24 protein-coding genes and 1 pseudogene are annotated in these 17,540 nt (G+C 53.3%); all 25 read left to right on the top strand.

Annotated features, from left to right (window positions below):
* Window positions 1–53: 53 nt before the first annotated feature.
* The 25 genes and pseudogenes from rpoC to rplO all read left to right on the top strand — a co-directional run bounded on the left by rpoC (window position 54) and on the right by rplO (window position 17,537).
* Window positions 54–4,130 (top strand): DNA-directed RNA polymerase subunit beta', encoded by a 4,077-nt coding sequence (gene rpoC / locus WC859_02530; GenBank protein MFA5975026.1) that lies wholly within the window; start codon window positions 54–56, stop codon window positions 4,128–4,130.
* Window positions 4,131–4,133: 3 nt separating this feature from the next.
* The gene (gene rpsL, locus WC859_02525) at window positions 4,134–4,511 is read left to right on the top strand and encodes a 30S ribosomal protein S12 (GenBank protein MFA5975025.1); all 378 of its coding nucleotides are present in this window, start codon (window positions 4,134–4,136) and stop codon (window positions 4,509–4,511) included.
* A gap of 69 nt (window positions 4,512–4,580) precedes the next feature.
* Entirely contained in the window at window positions 4,581–5,060 is a 480-nt protein-coding gene (rpsG, locus tag WC859_02520) for a 30S ribosomal protein S7 (GenBank protein MFA5975024.1), read from the top strand.
* A 5-nt stretch (window positions 5,061–5,065) separates the two neighbouring features.
* Window positions 5,066–7,195, top strand: coding sequence for an elongation factor G (gene fusA / locus WC859_02515; GenBank protein MFA5975023.1), 2,130 nt, complete (start codon window positions 5,066–5,068; stop codon window positions 7,193–7,195).
* A gap of 17 nt (window positions 7,196–7,212) precedes the next feature.
* Window positions 7,213–8,409: an elongation factor Tu gene (gene tuf / locus WC859_02510; protein ID MFA5975022.1), complete on the top strand. Its 1,197-nt coding sequence runs from the start codon at window positions 7,213–7,215 to the stop codon at window positions 8,407–8,409.
* A gap of 2 nt (window positions 8,410–8,411) precedes the next feature.
* Window positions 8,412–8,750 (top strand): 30S ribosomal protein S10, encoded by a 339-nt coding sequence (gene rpsJ / locus WC859_02505; protein MFA5975021.1) that lies wholly within the window; start codon window positions 8,412–8,414, stop codon window positions 8,748–8,750.
* A gap of 7 nt (window positions 8,751–8,757) precedes the next feature.
* A pseudogene (gene rplC, locus WC859_02500) lies at window positions 8,758–9,423 on the top strand (50S ribosomal protein L3).
* A gap of 110 nt (window positions 9,424–9,533) precedes the next feature.
* Complete coding sequence (gene rplD / locus WC859_02495) at window positions 9,534–10,169, top strand: 50S ribosomal protein L4 (protein ID MFA5975020.1); 636 nt, start codon at window positions 9,534–9,536, stop codon at window positions 10,167–10,169.
* 1 nt (window position 10,170) lies between these two features.
* Entirely contained in the window at window positions 10,171–10,464 is a 294-nt protein-coding gene (gene rplW / locus WC859_02490) for a 50S ribosomal protein L23 (GenBank protein MFA5975019.1), read from the top strand.
* Window positions 10,464–11,300: a 50S ribosomal protein L2 gene (gene rplB, locus WC859_02485; protein MFA5975018.1), complete on the top strand. Its 837-nt coding sequence runs from the start codon at window positions 10,464–10,466 to the stop codon at window positions 11,298–11,300. Before rplW ends, rplB begins: the two co-directional genes overlap by 1 nt.
* Window positions 11,301–11,312: 12 nt before the next feature.
* Window positions 11,313–11,600: a 30S ribosomal protein S19 gene (gene rpsS, locus WC859_02480; protein MFA5975017.1), complete on the top strand. Its 288-nt coding sequence runs from the start codon at window positions 11,313–11,315 to the stop codon at window positions 11,598–11,600.
* A 6-nt stretch (window positions 11,601–11,606) separates the two neighbouring features.
* Window positions 11,607–11,954, top strand: coding sequence for a 50S ribosomal protein L22 (gene rplV, locus WC859_02475; protein ID MFA5975016.1), 348 nt, complete (start codon window positions 11,607–11,609; stop codon window positions 11,952–11,954).
* Window positions 11,955–11,965: 11 nt separating this feature from the next.
* Window positions 11,966–12,769, top strand: coding sequence for a 30S ribosomal protein S3 (gene rpsC / locus WC859_02470; GenBank protein MFA5975015.1), 804 nt, complete (start codon window positions 11,966–11,968; stop codon window positions 12,767–12,769).
* A gap of 2 nt (window positions 12,770–12,771) precedes the next feature.
* Window positions 12,772–13,185: a 50S ribosomal protein L16 gene (gene rplP, locus WC859_02465; protein ID MFA5975014.1), complete on the top strand. Its 414-nt coding sequence runs from the start codon at window positions 12,772–12,774 to the stop codon at window positions 13,183–13,185.
* A complete protein-coding gene (gene rpmC, locus WC859_02460; protein ID MFA5975013.1) occupies window positions 13,185–13,403 on the top strand; it encodes a 50S ribosomal protein L29 in 219 nt (72 codons plus the stop codon). The genes rplP and rpmC overlap by 1 nt, the downstream gene beginning before the upstream one ends.
* Window positions 13,403–13,687, top strand: a complete 285-nt coding sequence (gene rpsQ, locus WC859_02455; protein MFA5975012.1) for a 30S ribosomal protein S17 — start codon at window positions 13,403–13,405, stop codon at window positions 13,685–13,687. The genes rpmC and rpsQ overlap by 1 nt, the downstream gene beginning before the upstream one ends.
* A complete protein-coding gene (rplN, locus tag WC859_02450) occupies window positions 13,684–14,052 on the top strand; it encodes a 50S ribosomal protein L14 (GenBank protein MFA5975011.1) in 369 nt (122 codons plus the stop codon). Before rpsQ ends, rplN begins: the two co-directional genes overlap by 4 nt.
* Entirely contained in the window at window positions 14,052–14,366 is a 315-nt protein-coding gene (gene rplX, locus WC859_02445; protein ID MFA5975010.1) for a 50S ribosomal protein L24, read from the top strand. The genes rplN and rplX overlap by 1 nt, the downstream gene beginning before the upstream one ends.
* Entirely contained in the window at window positions 14,363–14,986 is a 624-nt protein-coding gene (rplE, locus tag WC859_02440) for a 50S ribosomal protein L5 (GenBank protein ID MFA5975009.1), read from the top strand. Before rplX ends, rplE begins: the two co-directional genes overlap by 4 nt.
* Before the next feature lie 9 nt (window positions 14,987–14,995).
* On the top strand, window positions 14,996–15,181 hold the full coding sequence (locus WC859_02435; GenBank protein MFA5975008.1) for a type Z 30S ribosomal protein S14: 186 nt from the start codon (window positions 14,996–14,998) through the stop codon (window positions 15,179–15,181).
* 7 nt (window positions 15,182–15,188) lie between these two features.
* On the top strand, window positions 15,189–15,584 hold the full coding sequence (gene rpsH / locus WC859_02430; protein ID MFA5975007.1) for a 30S ribosomal protein S8: 396 nt from the start codon (window positions 15,189–15,191) through the stop codon (window positions 15,582–15,584).
* 4 nt (window positions 15,585–15,588) lie between these two features.
* Window positions 15,589–16,164 (top strand): 50S ribosomal protein L6, encoded by a 576-nt coding sequence (gene rplF / locus WC859_02425; protein MFA5975006.1) that lies wholly within the window; start codon window positions 15,589–15,591, stop codon window positions 16,162–16,164.
* A gap of 1 nt (window position 16,165) precedes the next feature.
* The gene (rplR, locus tag WC859_02420) at window positions 16,166–16,531 is read left to right on the top strand and encodes a 50S ribosomal protein L18 (GenBank protein ID MFA5975005.1); all 366 of its coding nucleotides are present in this window, start codon (window positions 16,166–16,168) and stop codon (window positions 16,529–16,531) included.
* An 84-nt stretch (window positions 16,532–16,615) separates the two neighbouring features.
* Window positions 16,616–17,098 (top strand): 30S ribosomal protein S5, encoded by a 483-nt coding sequence (gene rpsE, locus WC859_02415; protein MFA5975004.1) that lies wholly within the window; start codon window positions 16,616–16,618, stop codon window positions 17,096–17,098.
* Window positions 17,085–17,537 carry a 50S ribosomal protein L15 gene (gene rplO, locus WC859_02410; protein MFA5975003.1) on the top strand — a complete coding sequence of 151 codons (453 nt, stop codon included), beginning with the start codon at window positions 17,085–17,087 and terminating at the stop codon, window positions 17,535–17,537. Before rpsE ends, rplO begins: the two co-directional genes overlap by 14 nt.
* Window positions 17,538–17,540: the final 3 nt, after the last annotated feature.

Genomic DNA, 17,540 nt, shown 5'->3' with positions numbered 1-17,540 from the left:
TAGAGCGGAAATCTCTGACCCCTGGTCGCGAAAAAAAGAAAGCGGACAAGGAGTTGAACTTCGCTGACTTTGATGCAATTCGCGTCAGTTTGGCCAGTCCAGAACAAATCCTCTCGTGGTCCTACGGCGAAGTCCGCAAGCCGGAGACGATCAATTACCGGACGTTCAAGCCGGAAAGAGACGGATTGTTTTGCGAGCGTATTTTTGGACCCGTCCGGGACTGGGAGTGTAACTGCGGGAAGTATAAGTGGGTCAAGAACAAAGGCGTCATCTGTGACCGTTGTGGCGTCGAAGTAACCGAATCAAAAGTTCGTCGTGAGCGCATGGGACATATTGAGCTGGCGGTCCCGATCGCGCATGTGTGGTATCTCCGCAAGACGCCCTCCCGTGTCGCCACTCTCTTGAATATGAAAATTTCGGACTTGGAACGTGTGGTCTATTATGCGCGTTACATCGTCTTGGAAGATTTTAAAGATACTGATAATAAAATTCTTTTTAGCGCGCAGCAGCTTCTGACGGAAGAAGAATATCAGAAGATCCGCCAGGAATATGGCGGCAAGGTGAAGGTCGGCATTGGCGCGGCAGCCGTACGTGACTTGCTGACGAAAATCGATATCCCGTTCGAAGCTACCGACCTGCATGAAAAGGTCAAAAAAGCGACCTCTGATGCGGAGCGAAGCCGGTTGGTGAAACGCCTGCGGGTTGTGGAAGCTTTCCTGCGGTCCAAAGTGAAGCCGGAATGGATGATTCTGACCATTTTACCGGTGCTCCCGCCGGATCTCCGTCCCCTCGTCCCGTTGGAAGGCGGACGATTTGCGACGTCCGACCTGAACGATCTTTATCGCCGCATTATCAACCGCAACAATCGTTTGAAGCACATTGAATCGCTCCGCGCGCCGGAGGTCATGATTCATAATGAAAAACGGCTGCTCCAGGAGGCGGTTGACGCCCTGATCGAGAATGGGGCGCGCGGCAAAGTCGTTGTCGGGGCCGGAAACCGGCCGTTAAAATCCCTCTCCGATATTCTCAAAGGCAAGCAAGGTCGTTTCCGTCAAAATCTTCTCGGTAAACGCGTGGATTACTCGGGCCGCAGCGTCATTGTCGTTGGCCCGAATCTCAAACTGCATCAATGCGGTTTGCCGAAAGAGATGGCGCTCGAACTCTTCAAGCCGTTTATTATTCGCGAGCTGATGAAGAAGGAAAACGTCATGCTGAAAGCGGCCAAGCGCATGCTGGAACGCGTCAAGCCCGAGATCTGGGATATTCTGGATCAGGTGACGAAACACCATCCCGTCATTTTGAATCGTGCCCCAACGCTGCACCGCCTGGGTGTCCAGGCGTTTGAGCCGGTTCTCATCGAAGGAAAAGCAATCCAGCTGCATCCGCTCACCTGCGCCGCCTTTAACGCTGACTTTGACGGTGACCAGATGGCGGTGCATATTCCGCTTTCCCTGGAATCCCAGCTTGAAGCGCGATTGCTGATGCTTTCCGCCAACAATCTTCTGTCTCCCGCTTCGGGCCGGCCGATTGCCGTACCTTCTCAAGATATGGTCTTGGGGTGTAACTACCTGACGAAAGTCAAGGGTGGCGATTTCGGTGAAGGAAAAGTTTTTGCTTCCCGTTTAGAAGTCGAAGCGGCCCTCCAGCGAGATGAAGTCTCCCTTCATGCCAAGATCAAGGTTCGCGGCATCAATCGAATGGTTGAACCCGAGCTCTCCGAAACGGATAATGCGGACCCCTCCAAGTGGAAAGACTGGACCACGGTGGGCCGCGTCATTTTCAACAGTGTCGTCCCGGCGGAATTGGGCCACATCAATAATATGATGGGCAAGAAAGAGTTGGCCGAGCTCGTCGACCGGTGTTATCGCACACTGGGACAGGCGCGAACCGTCCAATTGCTCGACGATATTAAGCAGATCGGATTCCGTTTCGCCACGCGCGCGGGGCTGTCTATTTCGATCGAAGACATGCTGATTCCGAAAGAGAAAGAACGGTTTATTAAAGAGGCGCAAACACAAGCCCTGGAAGTCGAGCGGCAGGCCAAACTCGGTCTGATTACGGAAAGCGAACGCTATAACAAAATTATCGACTTGTGGACGCGTGTAACCGATCGTATTTCGGACCTCATGTTTGACGAGATGAAGAAACAGGAAATGTCGGTTTTCAAGAGCGGTGAATCGAAATTTAACTCGATCTATATGATGGCGAACTCCGGCGCCCGCGGGAGCGCGGCTCAGATTCGTCAGCTGGCCGGCATGCGCGGTTTGATGGCTAAGCCGCAGAAGAAATTGACGGGCGGCGTCGGCGAAATTATCGAATCGCCTGTTATCTCCAACTTTAGGGAAGGTCTCACGGTTCTGGAGTACTTTATTTCCACGCACGGTGGTCGTAAAGGTTTGGCCGATACCGCTCTGAAAACAGCGGATGCCGGTTACCTGACGCGGCGACTCGTGGATGTGGCCAACGATGTGGTGATTACGCAGGAGGACTGCGGCACCATTACAGGAGTGTCCATCGGGACCCTGTCCTCTGGTGACGAAGTCATTGAGCCTCTGGAAGAACGTATTGTCGGACGAGTGGCGCTGGATACGGTGACGCATCCGTTGACCGATGAGGTCATTATTAAAGCGGGCGAGCTCATTACGGCTGATGCGGCCAAAAAGGTCAAAGAGGCGGAAATCGACCGCATTCGGATTCGTTCTGTCTTGACGTGCGAATCGAAATGGGGCGTGTGCGCCAAATGCTACGGTTTGAATCTGGCGAACGGCCGCATGGTGGGTATGGGAGAAGCCACCGGAATTGTCGCCGCTCAATCCATTGGCGAACCGGGTACGCAGCTGACCCTGCGGACGTTCCATATCGGCGGAACGGCGAGCCGCGTCGTAAAACGATCACAAATTGTGGCCGGGCACGATGGAGCGGTTCGCTTCTTTAATGTTCGCCTATTGAAAGATAAGCGCAATCAACAAATTGTTTTCAGCCGCAACGCCGAGGTATCGATTAAGGAAGAAAGCGGCAAAGAAAGAGAACATCATCGATTGCCCTATGGCGCGCGCATGAAAGTCACCGAGAATAAGGCGGTTACCAAAGCGACCCTCATCGCGGAATGGGATCCGCACGCGATGCCCATCATTACGGAGTTTGACGGGACGGTCAAGTTGGAGGATGTAATCGAAGGTATTACCGTTCACCAGGAGAAGAATAAGGTGACGGGACTGACCGAACGGGTCATTATCGAACACCGTGCAGAACGTCTGCATCCGCAGGTGGTCATTCTCAAAAACGGAAAGCGGATGGCCGCGTACACATTGCCTGTGGATACGTACGTGAGTGTTGAAGAAGGACAGAAGGTGGAAGCCGGCGATGTGCTCGCCAAGATTCCGCAGGAAGTCACCAAGACCAAGGATATCACCGGCGGTTTACCGCGCGTCGTCGAACTTTTTGAAGCTCGCCGTCCCCGAAATGCCTGTATTATCTCCGAGATTCCAGGAACCGTGAAACTGGGAACGACGCCGAAGGGTGGCCAGAAGGTTATTGTGACGGATGAAGAAACTGGAACAGTTCGGGAATACAACATCCCGCATGGTAAACACCTTGTGGTTTATGAAGGCGATCGGGTCGCTGTTGGCGAAGCGCTGACCGACGGGTCCATTAATCCGCACGACATCCTGAAGGTCAAAGATGCCAAGGCGGTCCAGGAACATCTGGTTAACGAAATTCAGGAAGTGTATCGCCTGCAGGGGGTGGTCATTAACGACAAACATATTGAAATTATCGTCCGGCAAATGCTTTCCAATGTGCGGATCACCAAGTCCGGTGACACCGAGTTGCTGATTGGCGAAATCGTCAGCAAAAACCGCTTTAAGCGGCTGAATGAGCAGGTCCTGACCAATGGCGGCGAACCCGCTGAGGCGCAGCCCGTGCTCCTGGGAATCACCAAAGCCTCCCTGTCGTCGGAGTCTTTGATTTCTGCGGCGAGTTTCCAGGAAACCACGCGTGTCCTGACCGAGGCTTCCGCTTCCGGTGCCATGGACTATCTCCGCGGGCTCAAAGAAAATGTTATTATTGGTCACCTCATTCCGGCCGGGACCGGATTGCGGCAGAATCGTTTGATAACAGAAGGAAGTTAAAAAGTGCCTACAGTTAATCAGTTGGTACGATCTGGTCGCATGCCATTGATTTCGAAGACCAAAGCCCCCGCTTTGGTAGAGTGTCCTCAGCGTCGTGGTGTTTGCACGCGTGTGTATACGACCACTCCTAAGAAACCCAATTCGGCGTTGCGAAAAGTGGCGCGTGTGAAATTGACCTCTGGTTTCGAAGTAACCTCTTATATCCCCGGTGTTGGCCATAATCTGCAAGAACACTCTATTGTTCTGGTTCGAGGCGGCCGCGTTAAAGACCTTCCGGGAGTTCGATATCATATCGTTCGCGGCACACTGGATGCTACGGGCGTTCAAGATCGCAAACAAAGTCGTTCGAAATACGGAGCCAAAAGGCCGAAAGCGGCTTAGGCGACACCGAGGATGCCTGTCCAAAGGCAATGCCTTGTCATGTCAATTATTTTTTAAGGAGAATTCGAAGTGCCCCGAAAAACGTTAAAACCTCGTGAGCGTCGTGCACTGCCGGACCCCCATTTTAAGTATGGATCCGTTTTGGTATCCCGCTTTATTAACCGCATGAATTTTGAGGGGAAAAAGAGCATGTCGGAGCGAATTTTGGAGCAGGCTTTTAATCTAATCCAAGCGAAAACAAAAGAAGAGCCGCTGGCTATTTTTAATCGCGCGATTGATAATGTGAAACCTCTGGTCGAAGTCAAACCACGGCGTGTGGGCGGAGCCACGTATCAGGTTCCAGTCCAGGTGCGCCCTGAAAGAGGAACGGCTTTGGCGATGCGTTGGATCATGCAGTTCGCCCGCGAAAAGACTGGGAAGCCTTTTTCGGAGCGATTGGCCGACGAGATCCTTGCCGCCAGTCGCCGGGAAGGCGGAGCCATTAAAAAGCGAGAAGATACCCACCGAATGGCGGATGCCAATAAGGCGTTTGCACACTACCGCTGGTAATTTTTATGCCCAGACAATTTCCTTTAGAGCGAATCCGAAATATTGGCATCTGCGCCCACATTGACGCAGGCAAGACGACCACGACCGAGCGTATCCTTTTTTACACCGGTCGCATTTACAAAATCGGCGAGGTGCACGACGGAAACACGACGACGGACTGGATGGAGCAGGAACGGGAACGCGGCATCACGATTACGGCGGCCGCCACCTACTGTACTTGGAAACCAGTGGATGGGGTGGAGCGGCAGGTTAATATTATTGACACCCCTGGGCACGTCGATTTTACGATGGAAGTGGAGCGCTCTCTGCGAGTGCTGGATGGGGCGGTTGTCGTTTTTGACGCCGGGAATGGTGTTGAGCCTCAATCGGAAACCGTCTGGCGGCAGGCCGAACGTTATCACGTGCCGCGCCTAGCCTTCATGAATAAGATGGATAAAGTCGGGGCGGATTTTGATATGTGCGTCCGGTCGATGCACGAGAAATTGGATGCGAAGGGCCCGGTTCCGATCCAGCTTCCGATCGGAGCAGAGGTCAACTTCTCGGGTCTTATCGATCTGGTTCGGATGAAAGCTTATGTCTGGAACAGCGATAAACTTGGCACGAAATATGAGACGATGGAAATCCCATCCGAAATGAAGGAAGCGGCCCACTCCGCCCATGCCCACTTGGTTGAAAAAGTCGCCGAGTTTGACGACAAGCTGATGGAAAAATATTTAGATGGCAAAGAGATTTCCGAGCATGAACTGATCGTCGGCATCCGGAAAGCGACCATCACCGGCAAATTTTTCCCGATTTTGTGCGGTTCTGCTTACAAAAATAAAGGAGTTCAACCGCTTTTAGATGCTGTTTGCGATTACCTTCCTTCGCCGGTCGATCTTCCTCCGACGCCGGGTCATGATCAGAAAACCAATGAAGCGATCACTCGAGACCCAAAAGATGAGGCCCCTTTCTCCGCGCTGGCGTTTAAAATCCAAGTCGATCCTCGCGCCGGAGGACGGAGACTGACCTATTTTCGTGTGTATTCGGGGACGCTTCAGGCGGGCAGTTATGTCGCGAACAGCTCAAAAAATTCCGAAGAACGCATTAGCCAAATCTTGCGCATGCATGCCGATAAAAGCGAAGACGTCAAAGAAGTCTACGCTGGCGATATCGCGGCGGTGGTTGGTCTGAAGGGGACAACGACCGGAAACACCCTTTGCGATATTAAAAACCCCATTATCCTCGAGTCCATGCATTTCCCTGAACCGGTGATTTCGGTCGCCATTGAACCGAAATCGAAAGCGGATGAAGAGCGCCTGGCGATGGCGTTGAGTCGTTTGGCCGAAGAGGATCCGACGTTCCGTGTTCGAACAGACGAAGAAACATCCCAGACGATTATTTCGGGTATGGGAGAGTTGCATCTGGAAATTCTTGTCGATCGCATGAAGCGCGAGTTTAACGTGCAGGCTAATGTCGGCCGTCCGCAAGTGGCTTACCGCGAAACGATCCGTCAGAAAGTCGAAGTCGAAGGGAAATATATCAAGCAAACCGGAGGCCGCGGTCAATATGGACACTGTTGGATTATTGTGGAACCGCTGGAGACCGGAAAAGGTTTTGAGTTCGTCGATAAAATCAAGGGCGGTTCGATCCCTCGCGAATATATCCCGGCGGTTGAAAAGGGCGTGAAGCAGGCGATGGAAAGCGGAGTCCTTGCCGGGTACCCTGTGGTTGATGTAAAATGTACCGTCTTCGACGGTTCCTACCACGACGTCGATTCCAATGCTATGGCGTTTGAAATTGCGGGCTCAATGGCCTTCAAAGAAGGTGCTAGGAAGGCGCGCCCGGTATTGCTGGAGCCTGTGATGAAATTTGAAGTGGTGACCCCCGAAGACTATATGGGGACGATTATTGGGGATTTGAATTCCCGCCGTGCTCAGGTGAATGAAAATGAGCAGCGGGGTAATGCACGTCTTATTCGTGGCGTGGTGCCGCTTGCCGAGATGTTCGGGTATGCCACAACGGTGCGATCCCTCAGCCAGGGTCGAGCTTCGTTCAATCTGGAGCCAAGCCATTATGCTGAAGTGCCTCGCAATGTATCTGAAGAGATTGTCGCTAAAGCCGGAGGGAGCAGCGCTTCGGGTAGTTCTAAAGGATAACGGGAGGAGACAAAGTTATGTCCAAGCCTAAATTTGAGCGTACGAAACCCCATGTGAACGTCGGAACGATCGGACACGTGGATCATGGGAAGACGACGTTAACGACCGCGATTTTAAAGGTCTTGGCGAAAACGGGACAGGCCAAAGAGCTGGCCTACGCGGACATCGCCAAGGGCGGGACGGTTCGGGACGAGACGAAGATCGTGACGATTGCGGTGAGCCACGTGGAGTACGAGTCGGCGAAGCGGCATTACGCGCACATTGACTGTCCGGGGCATGCGGACTACATCAAGAACATGATCACGGGCGCGGCGCAGATGGACGGGGCGGTTTTGGTGGTCTCGGCGGCGGACGGGCCGATGCCGCAGACGCGGGAGCATGTGTTGTTGGCGCGTCAGGTGAACGTCCCGAGCCTGGTGGTGTACATGAACAAGTGCGATGTGGTGGAGGACAAGGAGTTATTGGATTTGGTGGAGATGGAAGTGCGGGAGCTCTTGACGAAGTACGAGTTTCCCGGGGACAAGATACCGGTGATTCGAGGGAGTGCGACGAAGGCGCTGGCGGGGGATCAGACGGAGCTCGGGGAGCCGTCGATCAAGAAGCTGATGGAAGCGCTGGACACGAGCATTCCGGAGCCGAAGCGGGAGATGGACAAGCCGTTTTTGATGGCGGTGGAAGACGTTTTCAGTATTACGGGTCGCGGGACGGTGGCGACGGGCCGAGTGGAGCGGGGGAAGGCGAAGGTGGGGGACAACGTCGAGATTGTCGGGATCCAGGAGACGCGCAAGTCGGTGATTACCGGGGTAGAGATGTTCCGGAAGGTGATGGACGAGTGCATTGCCGGGGACAACGTGGGGATTCTGCTGCGCGGGGTGGAGAAGGACCAGATTGAGCGCGGGCAGGTGCTGGCGGCGCCGGGATCGATCACGCCGCACAAGAAGTTCAAGGCGAGCGTATACATTCTGACGAAGGAAGAAGGCGGGCGGCACACGCCCTTTTTCAAGGGCTACCGGCCGCAGTTTTACTTTCGGACGAGCGACATCACGGGGGATGTGACATTAAAGACCGGGGTGGAGATGGTGATGCCTGGGGACAACATTGAGTTTGAGGCGGAACTGATCACGCCGATCGCGATGGAGAAGGGTGTGCGGTTTGCGATCCGTGAGGGCGGCCATACGGTGGGCGCCGGCGTCGTCTCGGAAGTGATTGCCTGACAATGGCTACTCCCGCTGCCGCTCCGAAGATTACGGCCCCGAAAATCCGCATTCGTTTACGGTCATATGATCATCGAATGCTGGATGACTCCCTGGTTAAAATCGTGGATGTCGTGAAGCGCACTGGAGCGGTTTTGGTAGGGCCCGTGTTATTGCCTACGCAGATTAAGAAGTATACGGTTTTGCGTTCTCCGCATACCGACAAAAAATCACGCGAGCAGTTTGAAATGCGAATCCATAAGCGCGTGATTGATATCTCGGAACCCACACCCAATACGGTGGAAGAGTTGATGAAGCTCGACCTACCGGCGGGTGTGGATGTCGAAATTAAATCATCCTAGATCCATTATGAGTTCAGAAATAGCAACAGAGAAACCGGCAGCCCCGTCCTTGAAGGCGATTCTGGGTCAAAAAGTAGGAATGACCCAGATTTTCGGCCAGGATGGGCGCGTTATCCCTGTGACAGTGGTCCAGGCGGGGCCTTGTCATGTGATGCAGGTTCTTATGGTAGAGAAGCATGGATATGCCGCGGTTCAAGTGGCCTTTGGAGCTGTTCGTGAAAAGTCCGTCAATAAGCCTCAGATGGGGCAGTTCAAGAAGAGCAATGTGGCCATCGCTCGATGGTTGCGTGAACTGCGAACGGACAAAGCGTCGTCTTTTTCAGTGGGTCAAACGTTACGAGTCGATTCCTTTACGCCGGGTGATTTTGTCGATGTGACGGGTGTTTCAAAAGGAAAGGGATTTGCCGGCGCGATGAAACGCCACAATTTTAGCGGGGGTCCTCACACGCATGGACAGTCTGACCGGGCGCGAGCCCCTGGATCATCGGGATCCAATACGTATCCGGGGCGCGTCTTTAAGGGTAAACGTTTTCCCGGTCATTTAGGTGCGGAACAAGTGACGGTTCAGCATCTGGAAATTGTAAAAGTGGATACTGAAAAAGATTTGCTGATTATTCGAGGCGCTGTTCCGGGGCCGAAGCAGAGTCTTGTGGTGATACAGGAAACCGTTAAGCGAATGAAACACCGAGTGGAACATCACGTCGAAAGCTCGAAGAAGGCGAAGAAAGAAGCGGGGGCGAAAGCCGCTCCTGCGGCCGCGCCAAAAGGAAAGGCTGCCAAGTAATGGCCTTACAGCAAGCATCGTTTTATTCGTCTTCAGGCGAAGCCAAAGGCAAAATTGATTTGCCGGAGTCCTTGTTTGGTGGAGAGGGATCCCGTCGTATTCTTCATGAAGTGACGGTCGCTCTTCAGGCCAATCAGCGGCAGGGAACGTCAGCCACCAAAACAAGGGGTCTTGTCTCCGGTGGAGGACGCAAGCCTTGGAAGCAAAAAGGAACCGGAAATGCCCGGGCTGGATCGAACCGGTCGCCGTTGTGGAGAAAAGGCGGAATCATTTTTGGGCCTCAGCCACGTTCCTACCGCATTGACCTCGATGCATGCAAGCGGTCAACGGCTTTGCACACAGCCTTCATCGAAAAAGCGAAAGCGGGGCAGTTGGGCGTTATTGACTCGGTGGCGGTTGGCGACGGGAAAACACGTTCCGGTGATGCGCTTTTGAAGAAAACAGGAGTGGCCGGGACTATTTTACTGGTGCTTGATAAAAAGAACCCGGACATTACGCGGGCGTTCCGAAATGTTTCCAGAGTATGCGTGGTGGATGTGGCCGAACTCAATGCATTCCACGTGATGCGGGCGAGGCAGGTGCTGATCTCCAAGGCGGGTCTTGACGGGCTGATGAACCGGTTCCCGAAAGGTTAATATGGAAAACAGTTTATCAATCATTCTGCGGCCTTTGATCACTGAACGCGCGACCAATTTAAAGGCGCTGGCGAACCAATACGTTTTTCGGGTCCTGATGCAGGCGTCCAAGCGGGATATCAAGCAGGCCGTTGAAAAGCTTTTTAAGGTCAAAGTGCTTCGAGTCAATACCATGCGCGTGCCCGGGAAATTCCGGCGCATGGGGAAATCGGCCGGGGCCTGCCGGGCGGATTGGAAAAAGGCGATTGTGACGCTTCAAGCGGGACAAGAAATTAAAGTGATGGAAGAAGCCTGATGAAATCGTTTAAACCCTATACACCGTCGCGTCGATTTATCACGGTTGAGGATTTTTCCTGGCTCACCAAGAAAGAACCGGAAAAAAGCCTGACCCGTTCCTTGCGTCGGAAGGCCGGTCGTAATAATTTCGGGCTGGTGGTTGTGCGCCATCAGGGCAGTGGACATAAACGGCTTTTCCGCGAAATTGATTTCTTGCGCAACAAGCCCGGGGTACCCGGGAAAGTGGTTGCCCTCGAGTATGATCCGAACCGCAGTGGCCGCATTGCTTTGATCCACTATGCGGATGGTGCGAAACGATACATTCTGCATCCGGAAGGGTTGAAAGTTGGCGATCAAATTCTATCAGGGCCTGAAGCCGATATTAAAGTAGGAAATGCGCTTCCTCTGGACCGAATTCCGGAAGGAACGCTTATTCATAATCTTGAGCTAATGCCGGGACGTGGCGCGAAGCTGGTTCGCTCGGCCGGTGCCGCCGCCCAGTTGATGGCTAAAGAAGGTCCTTACGTGCAAGTTCGTATGCCCTCCGGGGAGATCCGCCAGTTGTGGCGGAACTGTATGGCAACGGTGGGACAGGTCGGAAACATTGATCATGAGAACCGCGTCCTGGGTAACGCCGGCCGCAGCCGCCATTTAGGAATTCGTCCGGTTGTGCGTGGAACCGCGATGAACGCAGTGGACCATCCGCATGGAGGCGGTCGCGGGCGATCCAAGGGAAATAACCAGCCCCGTTCTCCGTGGAACCAGCCGGCCAAAGGGTATAAGACCCGTTCCAAGAAGATTTGGGATTGGATGATCCTGAAGCACCGCTCCAAACAAACGGTTACAGTCATCTAATTCGAGGAGACTATGGGACGATCGACTAAAAAAGGCCCTTTCGTTGACGAGAAACTGTTAAAACGAATTCAACAACAAAACAAGGGTGGAGATAAAAAAGTTCTTAAAACATGGGCCCGGCGCAGCACGATTACCCCCGATTTTGTCGGTCATACGGTGGCCGTTCACAATGGGAGAAAATTTTTGCCGATCTTTATCACGGAAGAAATGGTCGGACATAAACTTGGCGAAATGGCGCCGACTCGTTTCTTTCGAGGTCATGGGGCGGCCCATACCAAAGAAGCGTCTTCATTAACCTAATTGAACATGGAATCTATTGCGCACGCTCGATATGCTCGAATTTCACCACGCAAAGTGGATCAGATCTTGATGCTGATCCGCAGGAAGTCCGTGGCTGGCGCCTTGGCTACGTTGCGGCTGGTCACCAAAGGGGCACGCCCGATCGTTGAAAAGACGTTGCAGAGCGCGTTTGCCAATTCTGGGGCGCAAAACCCGGATCAGTGGTATGTGGCGAGAGCCTGGGTCGGGGCAGGACCTCAGATTAAACGCATGCGGGCATTTGCGATGGGGCGAGGGGCGACCATTCGTCACCGGACAACGCATATGACGATTGTCGTCAGCGATCAAAAACCAGCGGGCAAGAAAGTTCGCTAGGAGGAAATTCAGTGGGACAAAAAATCCATCCAAAAGGTCTACGGCTCGGCTACATTAAGGAGTGGGACTCCAAGTGGTTTAACCTCCGCCAGATGCCGGATCTTCTTGAGGAGGATCGCCGGATTCGCCAGTATTTGAAGCACAAACTGCAAGGGGCGGCGGTGTCGCGTATTATGGTGGAGCGTGCGGGCAAGCGGCTGCGCGTGACCATTTTTACGGCCCGCCCTGGGATTGTCATTGGGAGGAAGGGGGCGGATATCGATAATTTGCGCAGCGATATCTCCTTAATGACGGATCGTAAGCTTCCGGATGTTTCTTTGAATGTCATGGAAATTAAGCGCCCTGAGCTGGACGCGCAGCTGGTGTCGGAAGGAATCGCTCTTCAGCTGGAAAAGAATATTGGTTTTCGCCGGGTCATGAAGAAAACCATGGAACGAACGATGGCGGCCGGAGCGCTGGGAATCAAAGTGCGCGTTTCCGGTCGATTGGGCGGCGCCGAAATCGCCCGCGTGGAATGGATGAAAGAGGGCCGCGTGCCATTGCAGACCTTCCGTGCGGATATCGATTACGGATTCGCCGAAGCCCTCATCACCATGGGACGCATCGGCTGCAAAGTATGGATTTTTAAGAAAGAGCTCTTTAAGAAGACGCGCGAAGATTTGATCGAAGAGGTCAAACTGATTCCAAAGGAAGAGTTGGAACAATTGGCTAAAACCGCCGTCCTGTCGCCGCCTGCCGGCGAAGAAGCCGCGGTGGCCGACGTCCCGGCAGAAGCCAATACCGAAGAAGAGACGCTTCCTGAGGAAGGGGTTTAAATATGTTGATGCCCAAGCGCGTCAAATATCGAAAATCCCATCGCGGCCGGCTGAAGGGCCTGTCGAAAGGCGCCACCAACGTTGATTTTGGTCAGTACGGCCTTCAAGCGCTGGGTGCGGCTTGGATCACCAGCCGACAGATAGAGGCTTCTCGAGTCGCCTTAACGCGGTTTATTAAAAAAGGCGGCAAACTGTGGATCCGCATTTTCCCGGATAAGCCTATTTCCAAGAAGCCCGCTGAAACACGTATGGGGAAAGGTAAAGGGGCCCCTGAGTTTTGGGTGGCTGTCGTCAAACCGGGTCGAATCCTGTTTGAGTTGGAAGGGTTGCCTGTCGCGGAGGCCCAGAAAGCCATGACGTTGGCGGCTCATAAATTGCCGATCCGCACCAAATTTGTCGTTCGAGAGGAATTTTGATGGCGAAAAAAGCAAAAACGAAAGGGCCGGAATCCTTGCATCAGATGACCGCCCAGGAACTGGAAGCGCGGTTACAGGATGTTCAGGAGAATCACTTCCGTCTTCGCTTTCGTCATGCGAGCAATCCCTTGAAGAATCCCATGGAGATTCGACAGGCGCGCCGCGAGGTCGCCCGTTTAAAAACGATCCTTCGGACGAAAGAAAAGGAAACAGTTTAATGGAAACAAAAGTGGCTGCCCCCGTTCATGAGTTGCGTGCCGCCCGAAAAGTAAGAATTGGGCGGGTGGTGTCCGATAAAATGGATAAAACCCGGGTGATTGAGGTGCGTTGGAATACCACTCATCCTCGCTACCGGAAAGTGCTTCGTCGATCGAGCCGTTTTTATGCGCACGATGAGAAAAACGAAAGCCACATGGGCGACAAAGTTGAAATTATGGGAACTCGTCCACTCTCGCGATTAAAACGCTGGCGTGTCATGCGTGTATTGGAGAAAAGCGCTTGATTCAAGAACGTTCGATTCTTAATGTGGCCGATAATTCGGGAGCCCGGCGTCTTCGATGCTTCCGGATCTTGGGCGGGACCCGGCGTCGTTATGCGGGTCTTGGGGATGTCATCATCTGTTCCGTTCAGGATGCGCTCCCGACGTCCGCGATCAAAAAAGGGGAAGTGGTTCGTGCGGTGGTCGTTCGAACGACTCGCGAGCATCGTCGAGCGGATGGTAGCTATGTCAAATTTGACGACAATGCCGTATGCCTGATCGATGCAGAAGGCGAACCCCGCGGAACCCGGATTTTTGGCCCCATTGCGCGTGAGCTGCGCGAGCGCGACTATATCAAAATTATTTCATTAGCTCCTGAGGTTGTGTGATGTCGCTTATTCGAAAAAAAGACAAGGTCCTCGTTTTAGCAGGGAAAAATCGCGGCAAGCAGGGCGAAGTGGTCCAGGTGCTGAAAGGCAATGACCGCGTGATTGTTTCCAAGGTCAATTTCATCAAGCGCCACACCCGGCCCACGCAGACGCAGCCGGGCGGCATTCGAGAAAAGGAAGCGCCGCTTCATCTGTCTAATGTCATGCTTATTTGTCCGAAGTGCAATCGCGCCATGCGGCCGAAAAGTGACCAGTTGACGGATGGAACCAAGGTGCGAATCTGCCGCAAGTGCGGGGAGATGCTGGTGTCATGAGTTCTAAAAAACTATACAACCCTCGAATGAAGGATCATTACCGGAATCAGGTCATTCCGGAAATGATTAAGCGATTTAGCCTCAAGAATATCTTTCAAGTGCCTCGTATCCAGAAGGTTGTCATCAATATGGGCGTCAACGACGCCAAGGAAGATATCAAGGCGATGGATGTGGCCACGGCTGAGCTGGCGGCCATCGCGGGACAGAAGCCGCAAGTGCGGCGCGCAAAGAAGTCGATCTCTAACTTTAAACTGCGCCAGGGGATGCCCATTGGTTTGCGGGTGACGTTGCGTGGGGCCAGGATGTACGAATTCCTGGATCGCTTTATTAATATTGCGGTGCCCCGTATTCGTGATTTTCGCGGTCTGGATTCGCGCGCCTTTGATGGACGCGGGAACTATAACCTTGGCCTGGCGGAACAGCACATTTTCCCGGAAGTCGAGTTGGATAATTCGCCCAAGATTCGCGGGTTGAATGTGACCATCGTGACCACCGCCGGGGAGGATGTCCAGGCGCGTGAGATGCTGTCGCTTTTTGGGTTGCCTTTTAAAGCGACGGACAGCGACGTCAAAACCCGTGTGTCGCGGTCTGCGGCGACTCCGGCGGCCGGGCAAGCATAAGGAGATATCGTGGCTCGTATTTCAATCGTCGCAAAAATGCGGAAGCCCCAAAAGTTCGCAACGCGTTTCCGGAACCGTTGCCGTAATTGCGGGCGAGGGCGTTCCTTCTATCGGGATTTTGGTCTGTGTCGGTTGTGTTTTCGATCGATGGCACACCGTGGAGAAATCCCGGGTGTCGTAAAATCCAGCTGGTGAGAATATTATGAGTGATCCGATTTCAGATTTGTTGTCCCGCATTCGAAACGCCAGCCACCGTCAATTTGAAAAGGTGGATGCTCCTTCATCACGGCTGAAGGTCGGGTTGGTTCGTATTCTTAAGGCGGAAGGTTTTATCGCCAATTACAAAGTCATGGAAGATGCCCAGAAGCATCCGTTTATCCGCGTTTATCTCAAATACGCTTCGAGTAAACAGGAAGTGATTCAGGGATTGAAGCGTATTTCCCGTCCGAGCCTGCGGATTTACCGTCCCTATACCGCTTTTTCCCGGCGCGGAGAGGCCGGTGCCATTACGATTGTCTCTACGTCGAAAGGCCTTCTGACCGATCGTCAAGCCTATCAGGCGAAGGCTGGCGGCGAAGTCCTCTGCCAAATCTGGTGATGGTATGAGTCGAATTGGACGACAGCCTATCGTGATCCCTGACAAAGTCAAACTCGAACTCAAGGACGGGTTGGTGGAAGTCAACGGCCCCTTGGGGAAGAATCTTCAGAAACTTCCTCCTGGTATTTCGGTTAAAGTGGAAAAAAATCAGGCGATTGTGGAAGTGGATCCAACCCTTGAAAATGCAGGGGCCCTTCATGGTTTGGCTCGTTCGCTTCTCAATAATGCTGTTGTTGGGGTGACGCAAGGTTTTAAAAAGGAGCTGGAAATCATCGGTCTTGGTTATCGTGCCCAAGTGGCAGGCGATAAGCTGACCATGACGTTGGGATTTGCGCATCCGGTTGTGTTCCGGTTGCCCGCCGGTATCAAAGTGGCCATTGATCCCAAGCAGACTCTTTTAACGATTACTGGCGTGGATGCCTATACCGTTGGGGAAGTGGCCTCGCAAATCCGCCGATTGAAGAAGCCGGAGCCTTATAAAGGTAGCGGCATCAAGTATGTGGGCGAACATATTATCCGGAAAGCCGGGAAAGCCGCAGCAGGGGCTGTTGGCGGAGGGGCCGGAGGAGCCAAGAAATAATATGCACGGAATCACACTGGAACGTTATCACTATCGAGCAGCACGCACGCGTCGAAAAATCCGGGCCTCGCAAACCGCCCGGCCGCGTCTATCCATTTACCGGGCATCGAAGCATATTTATGCGCAAATTATAGATGATGCCAAGAGTCAAACCTTGGTTGCCGTTTCTTCTTTGTCTTCAGACTTGAAGGGGCAGCTGAAAAGTGGTGGGAATATTCCCGCCGCAGAGGCCGTTGGGAAATTGGTCGCGGAAAAAACGCTGGCCAAGGGCATTAAGCAGATTGTCTTTGACCGGGGCGGGCACGTCTATCATGGTCGCATCAAAGCGCTGGCCGAAGCGGCCCGTAAAGCCGGTTTGGATTTTTAAAAAGTAGTTCGACTATGCTCACCACTCTGAGTGAGCGGAGCGAGCCGAAGAGGAGCCCCTGTGGCACGAATTAATCCGAATGGAATGGAATTAGCCGAAACCGTTGTTGCGATCAATCGGGTCGCTAAAGTGGTCAAGGGTGGAAAACGCTTTTCATTCAGTATCCTCATTGTCGTAGGGGATAAGAAGGGGCATGTGGGCACGGCCGTTGGTAAAGCGAAGGAAATCCAATCGGCGATCCAAAAAGGGATTGCCCGGGCGAAGAAAGAACTGATCCATGTCCCCCTGCTGGGTGTCACCATCCCTCATTCGATTATCGGTCGTTTCGGGGCTGGTCGCGTGTTTCTGAAGCCTGCGGCTCCGGGAACGGGTGTTATCGCCGGGGGTAGCGTTCGTGCGGTTCTGGATGCGGTCGGTATTAAAGATATTCTGACCAAATCGCTCGGATCTTCCAACCCGTACAACGTGGTCTATGCGACCCTGGAAGCACTCAAGGGACTGCGAACCAAAGAGCAAATCAATGCGATTCGATCAAAAGAGGCGGTAACCAGCGATGCGGCTCGATGAATTAAAACCAGCTCCGGGCTCCCGGCATCGTCGTAAAATTGTCGGAAGGGGCATTGGCAGCGGACATGGTGCTCAATCGACTCGTGGAATGAAAGGGCAGAGGTCCCGCTCCGGTTTTGGCGGCATGGTTGGATTTGAGGGCGGCCAAGTTCCGTTGATTCGCCGGATTCCTAAAAGGGGTTTTCGCCATACCATGTGGCGAATCGAGTATTCACCCGTCAACGTAGGCGAATTGGAAAATCGTTTTGAAGCAAATGCATCTGTCACGCCGGATTCTTTGCGACAATTGGGGCTCATCAAGGGGATGGGCGTCCGTGTGAAAATTCTCGGCCAGGGTGCATTGAGCAAACCCTTAACGGTGCAGGCCCATGCTTTTTCAGCCAGTGCTAAACAACTGATTGAGAAAGCCGGGGGCCGGATCGAGGTTCTAAAGAAATAATGG

Source organism: Elusimicrobiota bacterium (genome assembly GCA_041660185.1).
Taxonomy (GTDB): Bacteria; Elusimicrobiota; Elusimicrobia; order 2-01-FULL-59-12; family 2-01-FULL-59-12; genus JBAZWU01.
The sequence above is the reverse complement of the archived record's forward strand: the minus strand, read 5'-3'. Positions and strand labels throughout refer to the sequence as shown.